Source organism: Vibrio sp. YYF0003 (assembly GCF_036350715.1).
GTDB lineage: Bacteria > Pseudomonadota > Gammaproteobacteria > Enterobacterales > Vibrionaceae > Vibrio > Vibrio natriegens.
On record NZ_JAZDWA010000016.1, the window covers coordinates 1 to 15,800 of the forward strand.

Consider the following 15,800-nt stretch of genomic DNA (forward strand, 5'->3'; position numbering starts at 1 on the left):
GGGGTGTAGCTCCAATTGGCAGAGCAGCGGATTCCAAATCCGCGTGTTGGGAGTTCGAATCTCTCCACCCCTGCCATGTTTAAAGCCTCAGTCGAAAGACTGGGGCTTTTTTGCGTTTGTACTTGGCGATTTTAACCTGCAATTATCATTCAATGTTTATGGCTGGTATGGTTCTGCTTTGCATATAGCAGAGCGCAATAGCAGAAATAGTACTGTTATAAAGTAAATTAACGATAAACGCTTTGACGTTGCTTTTATCTGACCTCTTATATTTACATTATGGTGAGAATACGTTTTATTACCCCTTCACTATACTGTTTTAGTTGGAGTAGAAATGGAACTAACTCGCCGTCGCTTTCTTTCAATGAGCTCTATTTTGGGTATGTCAGCTCTTTTGCCTGCATGCTCTCTTAAGAAGTCGGTCAGCGGCCAAGGCTATGTTTATGAGCTTACTGCTGAACCAGCAAATGCTGAATTGGTTCCTGGACATCAGACACCAGTACTCGGTTTTAATGGCTCTATCCCTGCTCCAACAATACGTTGTCGCCAAGGCGAGAAGGTTACTATCCGGTTTACCAACAAGCTTGATGAACCAACAACGATTCATTGGCATGGTCTGCGTATCCCAATAGGTATGGATGGCGTACCTTTTCTAAGTCAGAAACCAATCATGCCCGGTGAAACTTTCGTCTATGAATTTACTCCGCCCGACGCTGGTACTTTTTGGTATCACCCACATATGAATAGCGTAAAGCAGCTAGGAATGGGGCTTGTTGGCCTGATTGTGGTGGAAGAAGCACAACCCGTTGAGTTTGATGAAGAGCACGAGCTGGCACTTAAACACTGGCACCTGAGTAAAAGTGGTCAGTGGAAAGATTTGATGATCCCTCGCTATAGTGCGCGTATGGGTACTCCAGGTGAGTGGGGGACAGTGAACGGCCAACATAATCCAACCTATAGCCTTAAGGAAAACGCAACAGTACGGTTGCGCATAGCTAATGTAGATAACACCATTACTTATCCAATCGCTGTCGAAGGGGTTGATGCCTGGGTCGTTGCTATTGACGGAAATCCGATTAAAACGCCTTATAAGCTAACTCAGCATAAGATTGGCCCGGGTATGCGGCTTGATGTCGCCTTCATTGCTCCTCCTGCGGGTAACCTTGTAAGTGTTCGTCAGATGAAAGGAAAGTTTCCATTCCCACTATGTGATTTTAAATGCCAGAAATCTAGCTTGGCTGAAAACCAAAGTATTCCCGCTTTACCATTAAATCCTGTTCCCACTGTTGATTTAGATAATGCTGAATTGATTGACTTCGTGTTTGAGTGGGAAGGTGCGGTCACACCTGCAGATAGCTCGGGACAAGCGGTACCTAAATTTTGGTTAACGAATAAAAGGGCTTGGGAGGGCATGAGTGCTGAAAGTATTCCAGAGCCCCTCGCAAAATTGGAGTTGGGTAAAACTTACATTTTTAATTTACGTAATGTCACTCAATACCATCATCCGATTCACTTGCACGGTCATACGTTTACCGTATTGGAGCTTGATGGAAAGCCCGTCGAAAAACCATTTCATACCGACACGGTTTTATTAGGTAAAAATGGATCAGCAAAAGCTGCTTTTGTCGCAGATAACCCTGGTCAGTGGATGTATCACTGTCATGTGATAGAACACATGAAAACCGGATTGATGGGTTTTATTGAAGTTGCATAAAGTGACTCCTGTAACTTTTTTATAAATGCAAATTGTTGAAGCCTAAGTTGCGTATTTTGAGAACATTATTTTCACTCGTTTTGTCCCAATTGTGCCTAATAAATAAGTACAATAGTTGAAATTATATTTGGAGGGGCCATGGGACAATTCGCAATTTTAGGGCTTATCGCAATCGGTGGAGCGATAGGAGCTTGTTCACGTTATCTAGTATCTGAATATTGTGTGACACTTTTTGGTCGCTCTTTCCCATACGGTACGCTAACCGTTAATATCGCCGGTTCATTTATTATGGGGCTGCTTATTGCCGCGGTAGAAAATGAGTGGTTAGCTCCATATCCATGGCGCCAAATTATTGGGTTAGGTTTTCTTGGCGCATTAACTACGTTTTCTACTTTCTCCATGGATAACGTGTTACTGATGCAACAAGGCGCATTTTTTAAAATGGGATTTAACGTGCTACTAAATGTGCTGTTAAGCATTTCTGCAGCATGGTTCGCGTACCATTGGTTGATTATACCTAAGTAATTTTCCAATCATCCCAGGTGAGTTTCTGCTCTCCTGGGTCTTTTCCTGCCTTGTAGTTAATTCAAACCTGTCTCTATTTAAATCCAGTATATGTCACCTTTTGGTACTTGAGATACATAAAATTGATTAAAAATACGACTTTTATACTTGGTTAACTAATTTCCTTTCTCTATAATCGATTTACTTGTCGGAGTGCCATAAGGCTGAGACCGTTAATTCGGGATCCGTTGAACCTGATCTGGTTAGTACCAGCGAAGGGAACAGGAGAAGATACCTACACCAGATCTAATCTGGCTAACCTATCAAAACGTCGAATGTTGTTTTAGAGCTCTGTCAGTTCTTTATTCGACCCCTCTTGTCGCATCTATCCGCCAAGCATTTTTATCCCAATACTTTTTATTAAAAATAACAAGCAAGGAAAAATGCTATGTCGAATCGCAAGCAAGCGAGACTGGAAGCAAAACAGTTTATTGAAACTCTCTCGGTACAGCCGTACCCAAATTCAAACAAAGTCTACGTAGAAGGTTCACGCCCGGATATCCGCGTCCCGATGCGTGAGATCTCTTTAGCTGACAGCCTTATCGGTGGTACCAAAGAGGCTCCTGTTTTCGAGCCAAACGAATCAGTACGTGTTTATGACACCTCTGGTGTATACACTGACCCAAATCACTCTATCGACCTTTACAATGGCTTACCGAAGCTTAGAGAGGGCTGGATTGAAGAACGAAACGACACCGAAGTTCTTCAAGATGTCAGCTCTGTTTACGCAAAAGAGCGCTTGGAAGATGAAACGTTGGACGAGCTGCGTTACGGCAATCTGCCTCATATTCGACGTGCTAAAGAAGGGCACTGTGTTACTCAGCTTCACTACGCACGTAAAGGGATTATTACGCCTGAAATGGAGTTCATCGCTCTACGTGAAAACATGGGGCGCGCTAAGTATCGTGATGAAGTGCTAAACCAGCAGCACCCAGGTCAAAACTTTGGAGCCAATCTACCAAAAGATATTACTGCTGAGTTTGTCCGCAAAGAAGTGGCAGAAGGTCGTGCCATCATTCCATCAAATATCAACCACCCAGAATCAGAACCAATGATTATCGGACGTAACTTCTTAGTCAAAGTGAACGCGAACATTGGCAACTCGTCAGTGACATCTTCGATCGAAGAAGAAGTAGAAAAACTCGTATGGGCCACGCGTTGGGGTGGGGATACCGTTATGGATCTCTCTACCGGGCGCAACATCCACGAAACCCGTGAATGGATTTTACGTAATAGCCCGGTGCCAATTGGTACTGTTCCAATGTATCAGGCGCTAGAAAAAGTAAATGGTATTGCGGAAAACCTAAACTGGGAAGTGATGCGTGACACCTTAATCGAGCAGGCAGAGCAAGGCGTGGATTACTTTACTATTCACGCAGGCTTGTTACTCCGTTATGTTCCGATGACGGCTAAACGTGTTACTGGCATCGTTTCTCGTGGTGGTTCAATCATCGCTAAATGGTGTTTAGCGCATCATCAGGAAAGCTTCCTATACACACACTTCCGCGAAATCTGTGAAATCTGTGCGAAGTATGACGTTGCACTTTCGTTGGGTGATGGCCTACGTCCTGGTTCAGTCGCAGACGCTAATGATGAAGCACAGTTCGCTGAATTAAGAACCCTTGGTGAGTTGACTAAGATTGCCTGGGAGTATGACGTTCAGGTGATCATCGAAGGCCCAGGACATATCCCAATGCACATGATCAAAGAGAACATGGATCAGCAACTGGAACATTGTCATGAAGCACCGTTCTACACCTTAGGCCCGCTAACTACTGATATTGCACCGGGCTACGACCACATTACTTCCGGTATTGGTGCGGCGATGATTGGTTGGTATGGCTGTGCAATGTTGTGTTATGTCACACCTAAGGAACACTTAGGTCTGCCAAACAAGGAAGATGTGAAGACTGGCATGATCACCTACAAGCTGGCTGCACATGCTGCTGACTTGGCAAAAGGGCATCCAGGTGCACAGGTCCGTGATAATGCGCTATCTAAAGCACGTTTTGAATTCCGTTGGGAAGACCAATTTAACTTGTCATTGGACCCTGATACCGCGCGTTCTTTCCATGACGAAACACTGCCTCAAGAGTCTGGGAAAGTGGCTCACTTCTGTTCAATGTGTGGTCCTAAATTCTGCTCGATGAAGATTTCTCAGGAAGTAAGAGAGTACGCGAAAGACACCGAGCAAGTTGCTGCTGATCAGGCGATTTCTATCAAAATGCTGGATGATCCGTTAGAAGGCATGCGTCAAAAGTCAGAAGAGTTTCGCGCCACAGGGTCAGAACTTTATCACCCAGCTGTACACGCTGAGGTGGATGAGTAATGACTAAAATCCTTATTCCGTCACCATTAATAGAGCTAACGGGTTTCGTTCAGCAAAGTTTATTATTGGCGAAAGAACAGGGTTTTAGTACTGAAAAACTTGAGTTGGGCATTAGCCCAACTCATTTAATTCAGCTTGTTCTCGACCCAAATAAAACACTGAGCGTGGGCACGGATCTAGTTGATGGATTCGATGAAGCTTTAACTGGTGATTTTACGCTTTATTACCAATCGAATTTACCTTTGAAGGAAACGAGTCAGCAAAGTTCCTCGGCTATTTTTATTGGTATTGCGGATACTTCTCCAACGCCAAACAGCGATGGCAACACCGCTCTGTTAGATATCTGGCGTCATCCAATTACTGATGAAGTAAGAGCGTTGTCAGCGAACTTGTCAGCATCAAACACCTTCCAAGCAGAGCATCACTTAGCTTGGACAGTGACGCTGTTGGCTCTCGAATTTCCAATTGAAGACGCTTTGACATTAGCTCGTGCAATGACGAATGTTTCACGTGAAACACTGTTTAACGGTGAAACATGCACGCTTCACGAGTGGGCATCTCACTTTACTGATTTTCCGACTCCGATTCTAGAAGACGCTCGCTTGGGTATTCAAGTTGGTTGGTCATCGCAAAGCGAGGCGGTCAGTTTTCCCTGCCTTGATAAAGAGAGCTTAGGGCTTTATCCCGTTGTTGATGACGTCAGTTGGATAGAGCGGCTTCTGCCGTTGGGTATTAAGACCATCCAGCTGCGTATCAAAAATCCTGACCAGTCTGATCTCGAAGAACAGATTATTCGCGCTATTGAACTAGGACGTCAATATGATGCGCAGGTCTTTATTAATGACTATTGGCAGCTTGCTATTCAGCACGGCGCGTTTGGTGTGCACCTTGGTCAGGAAGATATCGAAGAATCTAACTTGATTCAGTTGAGTGAAGCGGGGATTCATTTAGGACTGTCAACGCATGGTTACTATGAGCTGCTGCGAATTGTCCAAATCAATCCAAGCTATATCGCGCTAGGTCATATCTTTCCGACCACGACTAAGCAAATGCCATCAAAGCCACAAGGTTTGATTCGTTTAGCTTTGTATCAAAAGCTGATAGACAGCATTCCATATGGAAAGCAAGTTGGCTATCCAACTGTCGCTATTGGCGGTATTGATCAATCAAATGCAGAGCTTGTTTGGCGATGCGGTGTATCCAGTTTAGCTGTGGTTAGAGCCATAACGTTGTCTGAGTCGCCAAAATCGGTGATTGAGTTTTTCAATCAATTGATGGGTAGCGCTCAGCCATTGCAGGTAGTGGAGAATGAAAGTGCTTACTGATAAAGAGTTCATTCGCTATCAGCGTCAAATTGCGCTACCTGAAATCGGGGAACTGGGACAAGCTCAACTAACCAAATCACATGTTTTGATCATTGGCTGTGGCGGACTAGGAAGCGCCGCGGGTTTGTATTTGTCAGCCGCTGGGGTGGGTAAGTTGGTTGTTGTTGATGATGACCATGTCGATAGTAGCAACTTACAACGACAGGTTGTTTATCGAGAGCATGATATCAACAGGATGAAAACTGAAGCTACTGCTCAACAGTTAGGTGCCCTCAATACACTGGTTAAAGTTAGAACTATTCCGAAACGTCTCGATAAATCTCAGTTGCAATTGGAAGTGATGCTTGCCGATGTTGTACTCGACTGTAGTGACAACATGCCAACTCGGCAGCTGATTAATCAAGTCTGTTTTCAGCAAAATACGCCTTTGATATCTGCCGCTGCTATTGGTTGGCAGGGTCAGTTTGCTGTATTTGATTACTCATCGGAACAACAGAGTTCGGGGTGTTACCGTTGCCTGTATCCATTTGATGACTTGAAGCAAGGCATGAAGTGCAGCGAAATGGGGGTTGTCGGTCCTGTGGTTGGAACACTAGGAAACTACCAGGCCTTAGCCGCTATTCAAAAGCTGGCGACAGGTAAGTTTCATGTGGCTAGTGGTCACTTGCACCTGTTTGATGGTGCACGCATGACTTGGCAAACCATGGTGATCAACAAAGACCAAGAATGCCAGGTTTGTAGAAACGCGAACGAGCCACAGCACTGAGTTAGGAGAAGAGTCACAAATGACACCACCAAATCATTCGATCACTGAATTGAACGACGCCACAAGTGGAAAAGATAAGTTGGTCATCATCACTATTAATGACCAACCTCAGCAGGTCGCGTTAAACGCTAACTTACAGCAAATCATCACACAGTTTTCTCTACCAGACGTAGGCTGTGTTTTTGCCATAAATAATCAAGTTGTACCGCGTAGCGAATGGGCAAGCACGGTACTGTCAGAGGGAGATAGTATCTCTCTGTTTCAAGCCATCGCAGGGGGATAATGTCGATGCTGAAAATTGGTGATAAAGAATTTCAATCTCGCTTGTTCACGGGAACGGGCAAGTTTTCCAATAGCGCTCTTATGGCTGAAGCAATTCAGGTTTCAGGCTCTCAACTTGCAACGATGGCACTTAAGCGTGTAGACGTAAATGACCAGCAAGATGATATTTTGCAGCCTTTAATTCATGCTGGCGTGAATTTGTTACCGAACACTTCGGGTGCCAAAAATGCTAAAGATGCAGTTTTTGCCGCTCAGCTCGCGCGTGAAGCGTTAGGAACCAATTGGGTCAAACTCGAGATTCACCCTGACCCGAAATATTTAATGCCTGATCCGATTGAAACTTTAGCTGCTGCAGAACAACTGGTTCGAGAAGGCTTTATTGTTTTGCCATATTGCCATGCCGACCCTGTGTTGTGTAAACGACTAGAAGAAGTTGGCTGTGCAGCTGTTATGCCGTTAGGTGCACCGATCGGTTCGAACAAGGGCATTGTTTCTCATGACTTTCTAGAAATCATTATCGATCAGGCAAATGTGCCTGTCGTGGTTGATGCTGGAATTGGTGCACCTTCACATGCTGCACGTGCGATGGAAATGGGTGCGGATGCAGTACTGGTCAATACAGCGATCGCCGCAGCAAGCGATCCAGTTGCTATGGCAAAAGCATTTAAGATGGCAGTAGAGTCGGGTCGGATGGCTTATGAAGCAGGTCTTGCAGGGCAGGTTTCTCATGCAGTTGCTTCAAGCCCGCTAACGGCTTTTCTTGATGATCTGTAAAAGAGAGGTCTTAACATGAGCTTTTATGACCACTTTAAGCAGTTCAACTGGGATGATATTTCTATGTCGATATACGCCAAAACGGCCAAGGATGTGGAAAGGGCGCTGGCAAAACCCAAGCGAGATTTGGAAGATTTCAAAGCGCTCATTTCTCCCGCTGCAGAACCGTATCTTGAGCAGATGGCGAAGCTTTCTTATTCTCTGACACGTAAGCGCTTCGGCAATACCATGTCGCTTTATATTCCATTGTACCTTTCTAACCTTTGTGCCAATGCTTGCACTTATTGTGGTTTCTCTATGGAAAATCGCATTAAGCGTAGAACGCTAAACAAAGAAGAAGTGGCGGCGGAAATTGAAGCTATCAAGCGAATGAAATTCGACAGTGTCTTGCTGGTAACCGGCGAGCATGAAACCAAAGTAGGAATGAAGTACTTTCGCGAAATGGTGCCGATGATAAAACAGCGCTTTAACTATTTGGCGATGGAAGTACAGCCGCTGGATCAGGATGAATATGCCGAGCTTAAATCGCTGGGTTTGGATGCCGTGATGGTTTATCAAGAAACCTATCATCCATCGACCTACGCGGAGCATCACCTGCGCGGAAACAAAATGGACTTCCGATACCGCTTAGAAACACCAGATCGGTTAGCTAGGGCGGGAATCGACAAAATAGGTATTGGCGCGCTTATCGGGTTAGAAGAGTGGCGAACGGATTGTTTTTTTGCTGCGGCTCATCTTGATTACCTTGAGCGTACTTATTGGCAATCACGTTACTCAATTTCGTTCCCTCGACTCCGTCCCTGTGCAGGCAATGCGCCGACCAGTGGCTTGCAACCAAAATCAGTGATGACAGATAAACAGTTAGTCCAACTGATTTGTGCATACCGACTGTTTAACCCCGAAGTAGAGCTTTCGTTGTCGACACGTGAATCACCAAAGTTCCGTGATAATGTTTTGCCTCTTGGGATTACTAGTATGTCCGCGGCTTCTAAAACTCAGCCTGGTGGTTATGCGACAGAAGAAGTAGAACTCGAACAGTTCGAAATCAGCGATGAAAGAAGTGCAGCTTCAGTAGAAGATATGATCAGAGCAAAAGGTTTCGATCCAGTATGGCGAGATTGGCACTCTGTTTATTCAGGATAATTTAGGTGTTCCAGATGGTGAGTGTTTCACGTGAAACATCGTGAGTGGATAGATGATAATTAAACGAAGCATTGAACTTTATCTGGCGACCTTTAAAAAAGGCTCTCCATTTGGAGAGCCTTTTGATTTTGCATCATAGAGACGTTTGAGCGTATTTATTACGAATGTGTCAAAGGCAGAGTAGCTTCGCGTAGCCAGTCTTTTACATCGCCTTCGACAAGAGGGCTGATTTGCTCCCAGACTTTTTGGTGGTAATCATTCAACCATGCCAGTTCTGGACGAGTCAGCATATCCACGTTGATGTTACGTTTGTCGATTGGGCAACGAGTCAGAGACTCGAATGACAGAACAGGGAAGTCACCGTTAGTTTGTTTTTCCACCACGAGCTCTAAGTTTTCGATACGGATACCGAATGCGTCAGCGCGGTAATAACCAGGCTCATTGGATAGCACCATACCTTCTGTTAGCGGTACATTGATTTGTCTTTTAGAAATGCTTGCAGGACCTTCATGTACACTCAGGAAGTGACCGACACCATGGCCAGTACCGTGGTCGTAATCGTAACCTTCTGCCCATAGGTGTTGGCGAGCCAATGTATCGATCTGGTAGCCACAAGTCCCTTTCGGGAAACGTGCACGAGCAACACCAATATGACCTTTTAACGCCAGAGTGAATTGCTTGATCATTTCTTCTGATGGTTGGCCAATCGCAATGGTACGCGTGATGTCGGTTGTGCCATCTAAGTACTGACCGCCAGAGTCAACCAGATAAAGTGTATTCATTTCTAGCTTACCTGGCTCTGGCTGGTTCTCATGGTTGTAGTGACACATTGCGGCGTTACCACCGGCTGCTGAGATCGTATCGAAGCTTAGGTCCATCAATGTTGGGTCTTCTTTACGGAATGCTTCTAATGTGTCTGCGAGTGTTGCTTCATCATGAAGATTACCAGCCGCTACTTCTGCATCTAACCAACATAGGAACTTACTCATCGCAACGCCATCGCGTACGTGACACGCTTTCATACCCGCAATTTCAACCGCGTTCTTCGCTGCTTTCGGCATTAGACATGGATCTGCCGCCCCGATAACCGATGCGCCGGAATTCTGTAGAACCAGCTTAAACCATGCATTGCTGATTGCTGGATCGACTAATACCTTTTTGCCAGTCATTGCTTCAAGACGAGACTGAAGTGCTTCTGGATGATGAACGGTGACACCAGTACCTACGTGTGCTTCAAATTCATCTGGCAGTCGAGCTGGGTCAAGGAAGTATTCCACGGTGGAATCCGCATGAAGAAGAGCATGGGACAGAAGTACGGGTAGGCGAGATACATCTAAGCCACGAATGTTCAATAGCCAACAGATAGAATCAAGCGCGGTGATGACTGCACTGTCAGCGCCAGCATTTTTGATTAGCTGAGCGATCTCCTGACGTTTACTTTCGCTAGATTGACCAACCGCTTCCGTTGGCATCAGGCGAACATCAGAAACCACTGGAGCTGGGCGATCATGCCACAATTCATCAATCGGGTTACTGGTTAGCATATTAAGCTCAAACTTACCGGCAAGCTTCGCCTGCGCCGTATCTAGCCATGCAGAGCTATGCATACGTGGGTCAATCGCTACTGATGCACCCGCTGCAAGATTGTCTTTGATCCAATCAAGCGCTGGCTCTTCAATCAGGTGGCGGTATTCAAATAGTTCTGCAGGCACTTGTTTGGTGACTTGAACGGTATAGCGGCCATCAACAAACATAGCTGCTCTATCTTTCGTAATGACAGCTGCTCCGGCTGAACCAGTAAATCCGGTTAGCCAATGTAGGCGTTCGTTATGAGCCGGAACGTATTCACCCAAATACTCGTCTTCGTGTGGGATGAGTAGGGCATCAATATTGTGTTGAGCAAGCCATTCGCGAATCGCGTTCACGCGGCTTTGAGTATCGTTATGCATCTGTGTTATTCCTTCAATTACGGCTCCTTCATGCTCAATTTGGGAGCTGCTTCCTTCTGCTTAGTGCAGTATCGAATTAAACATTCTTAAGTTTAATCCTGGGTACAACAGGCCTAGATGAGCCAAAAAGGACTATCGACTGTTAAGCTACTCATTTTAACCGTTAAGCGCAAATTGAGTCCGAGTTTTTATCTAAGGTGATCGGTTTTTTGCGTGATCATCGTGCGTAACCAGTTCAGTGCCGGGTCGTTTTCTCTATCTCTATGCCAGAACAAAGTATATGCCATGGGCGGAAATTCGAGTGGCAATGGCAGAACGGCTAAGTCGAGTTGCTTAGCTGCCAGCTGTACAAAGTGACTTGGTGCTGTGAAGATAAAGTCGGTATAAGAACACAAACTTGCGGCACTATTGAAATCTGGAACTGTGACCGCGATGTCCCGTTCTGCGCCAATATCGGCGAGGCGATAATCCAGTAGCCAGCGATCATTACCGTCGCAACGCACCTGAACATGGCGAAGAGATAGGTAAGACTCAAGGTTCCAATTTTTGTTTAGTGCGGGATGGTTCTTACGGATAATGCACATTTGATGATCGCGATAGATTTCCTGCTCACAAATATCATCCGGTGGCAGTAGGGTAAGTTTGGCATCGTTAATGTCGATGTCTTTCCCAGTTAAACCCAAATCCAACTCGCCGCGTTGTAGCATTTTAAACGTGTTATCCGACCACGGATGGGTGCTGATGGTCACGCCGGGTGCCTGCTGAAAGATTGCGGGTAAAAAATGAGGCAATATTAAAGGGTAAACGCTTTCCACCGCTGCGATTTGAAAGCGGTACTCACTGCTTTGTGGAGAAAACTCTTCAGGCTGCGTTAGTACTTCCAGCTGGTTAATCAACAGATCGAGTTTCGGTTTTAGGAATAGAGAACGAGGCGTGGGGGTCAGTCCATGTGAATTACGAGTAAACAAAGGGTCGTCAAACTGAGTGCGCAGTTTGGCGAGTGATTTACTTACCGCTGATTGGCTAAGGCAAAGTCGATGTGCGGCTCGGGTCACGTTGAGCTCTTCCATCAGAACTTTAAAACAAACCAGCAGATTCAGATCAATACGTGCCAATTTCTCTATATTCATTATGATTTTCCTTAAAGGAATAATGGTCATGAGTATACATCATTTCCATTCATATCATCAGATGATTAAGCTTCACAAATAGTTCTTGTTCAATTTGGAGTGTAGTGTGTCTAGCCATAGTTCTAACAGTAAAATGCAGATGGCGTTATTGACCCTTTTGGTACTTTTTAGCCCGCTTGCGATAGATATTTATCTTCCTGCTTTACCTCTTATCGCTTCCACGTTTCAGGTAGATAATGCGCTAGCACAAGACACGATCACTTGGTTTTTGTTTGCTATGGGGGTCGGTCAGCTTTTTGCCGGCCCGCTAGCAGACAAACTCGGACGTCGAACTGTTGCATTGGGTGGTATCACCATTTACGCAATGAGTGCTTTATTGGCGTGGAGTGCTCAAAATATTGAGTGGATGTTGATGTCCCGACTGCTACAAGGCTTAGGCGCATGTGCGACATCAGTGGCAGCCTTTGCAACAGTTCGCGATATCTTTGGCCCGGAAAAAAGTGGCAAGATGATTAGCTACCTTAATGGTGCTATCTGCTTTATCCCGGCTTTGGCTCCTATCCTGGGTAGCTGGTTGACGCAGCAATTTGACTGGCGAGCGAATTTCAGTTTTATGGCTTGTTTCGCGGTGGTTTCTGGTGCGTTGATGTTCTTTATGATGAAGGAAACCAATCCAGCGACAGAAAAACAAGCGGTATTCAAACTCAGTCGTTACTGGGCTGTGCTCAGTACGCCGTCTTTCATTTTCCACGCATCGTTGTGTTTGATGGCAATGGCGGTAATCCTTGCCTATGTGACCTCTGCCCCGTCAGTACTGATGACCGGAATGGGTCTATCGATGAATGAGTTTACATTCTGGTTTGGCGTGAACGCAGTAATCAACATCGCTGCGTGTATGCTCGCACCTAAGTTTATGGATCGTTTTGGTACGCATAACACGCTGGTTGTGGGTATTTCGACCTTAGGTCTGGCTGGTGTGGTTATGATGCTGATGAATGGTCAGAACACCGCGTTCTCTTTTATGCTGCCAATCTTTATGTCTTCTATCGGTTTCGCTCTCATTCTTGGCGGAGCGGCGGGTAAGGCGCTAGAACCGTTCGGTGATAAAGCGGGTACGGCGGCAGCGTTACTTGGATTGTTCCAAATGAGTGGCTCTGGTTTATTGGTTGGTACGCTGCAGCGTTTATCATTAGATCCGCAAACACTAATTGCACTTCAAATGTGGATAATGCTACCTGCACTTGTCATATTGTTTACCAAAGCAGGTAAGAATTGGCATTCAAGCTTCGCGAAAGCGTAAAACTGTGTAATTTAGTATTTTCCAATATGAGGATCGAGTGTATATTTGTCGTTCACACTTTTCCTGACACCATAATGGAATTCAAAAAGTAATGTCGTTAACTACGTATGAAATGGCTCGTATTTTAGAGCAAATGGAAGAATCACCAGAAAAGGTGATGTTTGGTAAGTTGCTTAATGAGCTGGGCAATCAAAGCTCCGAGCGCATTCGTAGTGCGGCAAAACAAGTACCACTGCCAATCCTGCGTGATATTGTATACCAATTCCAGCAAGTGATTGAGTCACGTAAAGGCGAGCAAGTAGAGCTTTTAGCGAAAGATATCGCTCAGAAGGGTATCTCTGCTGATGAGTTGTTAGCTTACCTAAACAAACAATAAAAAATCCCCGCTACTGCGGGGATTTTTTTATTTCATCAATTTATTTTTCAAAGCCTGATCCAGAGAAAGCGGACCTGCGCCCCATACGATGAGCATCAATATCATCAGCCCCCAAAGCTGATGGTCGTAGAACCCTTTTTCCCAAAGTAACGGATAGGACACTACGGCGACAATATTAAAGAGAAATAAAATCGCAGCCATTGGGCGAGTCATAAACCCCAGAGCGACGAACAGCGGCAGCGTTAACTCAGCTGCCGTCCCTAGATAAGCAGCTAACTCCCAAGGTAATAACGGCACCTGATATTCCAGCTCGAATAAGTATAGTGTGCTATCCCAGGAGGTGATTTTGACTAAGCCTGAATTCAGAAACACCCAAGCGACCCATAAACGGCAGAAAAGTAGCAGCAAAGGTATAAGCGCAGTTTGTAGGGTATGAATCCACTGATCATATCGTCCAACTAAGTTTTTTACATTTTCTGTCATCGTGGACTCCTTACATCTCTTTTATGGTAAAGGCGTCAATCAGGCCAAGAGCGGTGATGTGGTTAAGCTCGTCTAGCATTACTTTTGGCATTTCACTCAACGAAAGCTTGTTCTCTAGAGCACATAGAACGCGAAATGCCTGAGGAGTCAGCTTATAACAGACGACTTGGTCGCGTTGATAAGCCATCACTCCTTGCTGGGGTTGATTGATATTGAGTTGTTCAAGTTGTTGGCTTTGAATCGCATGGAACAAATCAAACACGGCATAATTGGAATCAAAGCCAGAGCAGCCAGCTCTCAGGTGGAAGACTAAATTGGGCTGTTGTGATTCATTTACATGAGCAAGGTCGGCCAGGGGAATCAGATTCTCTGTCGTTCTTGCGTTGCAGTGAGTTTGTCTTGTCATATCGAGACACCATTCAAATCGGGCGACTTCGGCGCAATAGGGCGCATGCGACATGACTTGGTCAAACTGCTTAATGGTTTTATGAAAGCCTTTGCCATAGTGAGTAACGTGACCTTCGGTCAATGGATGGCTCAGCACATGTTGCCTAGCTATTTGTGTAAAACACGCTTCACCCACTAATGCTTCAACCATAGGGTAAGTTGCCGACAAAACTTCACTTAAGCTAATGATGAAGTTGTTGCGATAAATCTGTATGCGTTCATCTGCGCTGAATTGATCAGCGGTGATATCGCAGTCTTCTCCCGATGTTTGATAGTGAAGTGCTTTAGCGAACTGGCTTTGTAAGGTAGCAAGGTTCATGATGCTTTCCTCGCAGATTCTAAAGCGGAAAAGGTTTGGTATTTTGAAAGAACACGCTTGGCTTTATCGGCTTCTGCTAGCAACACTTCAGGTGCGGGAATATCAAGATCCCACTCAATTAAAGTCTGTCGAGGGCCATGCTGTTTGATCCAACGGCGATAGAGTTGCCATACTTCTTCGCTGACCGGACGGCTATGGGTATCAATCCAAATCTCACCTTTTTCCAATTTTTTGATAGTAAACCCGGCGAGGTGAATTTCATCGACTTTGTCAGCAGGGATCCCTGCTAAATAAGTGTCGCAATCAAAACCATGATTGAATGCCGAAACGTAGACATTGTTTAGATCAAGTAATAATCGGCAGTCTGTACGTTGCTGAACTTCAGCTAAAAACTCCCACTCACTAATGGTGGAATGCTGAAATTTCACATAACTTGATGGGTTCTCGATTAAGATTTCACGTTGCAGATAGTCCTGTACTTCTTGTACGTTTCGCGTGAACACGTTCAGAGCTTCTTCGGTATATGGCAAGGGTAGCAGGTCGTTAAAGTAGTGACCTCCATGCTCACTCCAGCTTAAGTGGTCAGAAACAAACATCGGATCAATCACATCGACAAGGCTTTTTAGCTGAGCGAGATGCTCCTGACTGACTCGTGCTACCGAACCCAGTGACAAGCCAACACCATGGCAGCTAATTTGATAATGGTTACGAAGCGCTTGCAGCTGAATTCTTTCGGCCGAGTTGGGTTGAAAGTAGTTCTCGCTGTGAACCTCTAGCCATGACAAGTCTGACTGGTTGTGACTGAAATAATCTAGGTGAGGCATGCGTAATCCAACCCCAACGAGGTTTTGCAAAGCTTGATGTTTCACGTGAAACTCCTTTTCCAACGAGTTCTGGAG

The 15,800-nt window shown here is 45.3% G+C and carries 16 protein-coding genes and 1 riboswitch; of the genes, 11 read left to right on the forward strand and 5 right to left on the reverse strand.

The window, feature by feature from the left end; all coding sequences use genetic code 11:
- The 9 genes from V1U08_RS22495 to thiH all read left to right on the forward strand — a co-directional run.
- The coding region (locus V1U08_RS22495; protein WP_330471448.1) for a hypothetical protein at window positions 1–226 on the forward strand (226 nt) is incomplete at its 5' end.
- Between the two features lie 108 nt (window positions 227–334).
- The gene (locus tag V1U08_RS22500) at window positions 335–1,714 is read left to right on the forward strand and encodes a multicopper oxidase family protein (RefSeq protein WP_330471449.1); all 1,380 of its coding nucleotides are present in this window, start codon (window positions 335–337) and stop codon (window positions 1,712–1,714) included.
- A gap of 138 nt (window positions 1,715–1,852) precedes the next feature.
- Window positions 1,853–2,239 carry a fluoride efflux transporter CrcB gene (crcB, locus tag V1U08_RS22505; protein ID WP_330471450.1) on the forward strand — a complete coding sequence of 129 codons (387 nt, stop codon included), beginning with the start codon at window positions 1,853–1,855 and terminating at the stop codon, window positions 2,237–2,239.
- A gap of 178 nt (window positions 2,240–2,417) precedes the next feature.
- A riboswitch (TPP riboswitch) is annotated at window positions 2,418–2,516 on the forward strand.
- Between the two features lie 150 nt (window positions 2,517–2,666).
- Complete coding sequence (gene thiC / locus V1U08_RS22510; RefSeq protein WP_020333407.1) at window positions 2,667–4,607, forward strand: phosphomethylpyrimidine synthase ThiC; 1,941 nt, start codon at window positions 2,667–2,669, stop codon at window positions 4,605–4,607.
- Window positions 4,607–5,932 (forward strand): thiamine phosphate synthase, encoded by a 1,326-nt coding sequence (locus V1U08_RS22515; RefSeq protein WP_065297552.1) that lies wholly within the window; start codon window positions 4,607–4,609, stop codon window positions 5,930–5,932. The genes thiC and V1U08_RS22515 overlap by 1 nt, the downstream gene beginning before the upstream one ends.
- Window positions 5,922–6,698 (forward strand): HesA/MoeB/ThiF family protein, encoded by a 777-nt coding sequence (locus tag V1U08_RS22520; protein WP_330471460.1) that lies wholly within the window; start codon window positions 5,922–5,924, stop codon window positions 6,696–6,698. Before V1U08_RS22515 ends, V1U08_RS22520 begins: the two co-directional genes overlap by 11 nt.
- A 19-nt stretch (window positions 6,699–6,717) precedes the next feature.
- Window positions 6,718–6,981 (forward strand): sulfur carrier protein ThiS, encoded by a 264-nt coding sequence (thiS, locus tag V1U08_RS22525; RefSeq protein ID WP_014233370.1) that lies wholly within the window; start codon window positions 6,718–6,720, stop codon window positions 6,979–6,981.
- A gap of 5 nt (window positions 6,982–6,986) precedes the next feature.
- The gene (locus tag V1U08_RS22530; protein WP_014233369.1) at window positions 6,987–7,754 is read left to right on the forward strand and encodes a thiazole synthase; all 768 of its coding nucleotides are present in this window, start codon (window positions 6,987–6,989) and stop codon (window positions 7,752–7,754) included.
- A gap of 15 nt (window positions 7,755–7,769) precedes the next feature.
- Complete coding sequence (gene thiH / locus V1U08_RS22535; RefSeq protein ID WP_014233368.1) at window positions 7,770–8,897, forward strand: 2-iminoacetate synthase ThiH; 1,128 nt, start codon at window positions 7,770–7,772, stop codon at window positions 8,895–8,897.
- 158 nt (window positions 8,898–9,055) lie between these two features.
- On the opposite strand, the gene V1U08_RS22540 is transcribed toward thiH, so the two are convergent.
- Window positions 9,056–10,846: an aminopeptidase P family protein gene (locus V1U08_RS22540; RefSeq protein ID WP_330471451.1), complete on the reverse strand. Its 1,791-nt coding sequence runs from the start codon at window positions 10,844–10,846 to the stop codon at window positions 9,056–9,058.
- A 188-nt stretch (window positions 10,847–11,034) separates the two neighbouring features.
- Window positions 11,035–11,976 (reverse strand): LysR family transcriptional regulator, encoded by a 942-nt coding sequence (locus tag V1U08_RS22545; protein WP_065303027.1) that lies wholly within the window; start codon window positions 11,974–11,976, stop codon window positions 11,035–11,037.
- 106 nt (window positions 11,977–12,082) lie between these two features.
- On the opposite strand from V1U08_RS22545, the gene V1U08_RS22550 reads away from it, so the two are divergent.
- Together V1U08_RS22550 and tsrA are read left to right on the forward strand one after the other, a co-directional pair.
- Window positions 12,083–13,276 carry a multidrug effflux MFS transporter gene (locus V1U08_RS22550; protein WP_330471452.1) on the forward strand — a complete coding sequence of 398 codons (1,194 nt, stop codon included), beginning with the start codon at window positions 12,083–12,085 and terminating at the stop codon, window positions 13,274–13,276.
- 91 nt (window positions 13,277–13,367) lie between these two features.
- Entirely contained in the window at window positions 13,368–13,652 is a 285-nt protein-coding gene (tsrA, locus tag V1U08_RS22555; protein WP_014233364.1) for an H-NS-like global regulator TsrA, read from the forward strand.
- Between the two features lie 27 nt (window positions 13,653–13,679).
- Here the strand turns inward: tsrA and V1U08_RS22560 are convergent, their stop codons facing one another.
- From V1U08_RS22560 to bufB, 3 genes are read right to left on the reverse strand one after another with little or no spacing between them, the layout of a single operon-like run.
- On the reverse strand, window positions 13,680–14,135 hold the full coding sequence (locus tag V1U08_RS22560; protein WP_014233363.1) for a DoxX family protein: 456 nt from the start codon (window positions 14,133–14,135) through the stop codon (window positions 13,680–13,682).
- Window positions 14,136–14,145: 10 nt separating this feature from the next.
- Window positions 14,146–14,901, reverse strand: coding sequence for an HvfC/BufC N-terminal domain-containing protein (locus V1U08_RS22565; protein WP_330471453.1), 756 nt, complete (start codon window positions 14,899–14,901; stop codon window positions 14,146–14,148).
- Window positions 14,898–15,770: an MNIO family bufferin maturase gene (gene bufB, locus V1U08_RS22570; RefSeq protein ID WP_443089738.1), complete on the reverse strand. Its 873-nt coding sequence runs from the start codon at window positions 15,768–15,770 to the stop codon at window positions 14,898–14,900. Before bufB ends, V1U08_RS22565 begins: the two co-directional genes overlap by 4 nt.
- Window positions 15,771–15,800: the final 30 nt, after the last annotated feature.

Coding starts and splice junctions, on each gene's coding strand:
- V1U08_RS22500 (WP_330471449.1), top strand. CDS start 335: ATGGAACTAACTCGCCGTCGCTTTCTTTCAATGAGCTCTATTTTGGGT.
- crcB (WP_330471450.1), top strand. CDS start 1,853: ATGGGACAATTCGCAATTTTAGGGCTTATCGCAATCGGTGGAGCGATA.
- thiC (WP_020333407.1), top strand. CDS start 2,667: ATGTCGAATCGCAAGCAAGCGAGACTGGAAGCAAAACAGTTTATTGAA.
- V1U08_RS22515 (WP_065297552.1), top strand. CDS start 4,607: ATGACTAAAATCCTTATTCCGTCACCATTAATAGAGCTAACGGGTTTC.
- thiS (WP_014233370.1), top strand. CDS start 6,718: ATGACACCACCAAATCATTCGATCACTGAATTGAACGACGCCACAAGT.
- V1U08_RS22530 (WP_014233369.1), top strand. CDS start 6,987: ATGCTGAAAATTGGTGATAAAGAATTTCAATCTCGCTTGTTCACGGGA.
- thiH (WP_014233368.1), top strand. CDS start 7,770: ATGAGCTTTTATGACCACTTTAAGCAGTTCAACTGGGATGATATTTCT.
- V1U08_RS22540 (WP_330471451.1), bottom strand. CDS start 10,846: ATGCATAACGATACTCAAAGCCGCGTGAACGCGATTCGCGAATGGCTT.
- V1U08_RS22545 (WP_065303027.1), bottom strand. CDS start 11,976: ATGAATATAGAGAAATTGGCACGTATTGATCTGAATCTGCTGGTTTGT.
- tsrA (WP_014233364.1), top strand. CDS start 13,368: ATGTCGTTAACTACGTATGAAATGGCTCGTATTTTAGAGCAAATGGAA.
- V1U08_RS22560 (WP_014233363.1), bottom strand. CDS start 14,135: ATGACAGAAAATGTAAAAAACTTAGTTGGACGATATGATCAGTGGATT.
- V1U08_RS22565 (WP_330471453.1), bottom strand. CDS start 14,901: ATGAACCTTGCTACCTTACAAAGCCAGTTCGCTAAAGCACTTCACTAT.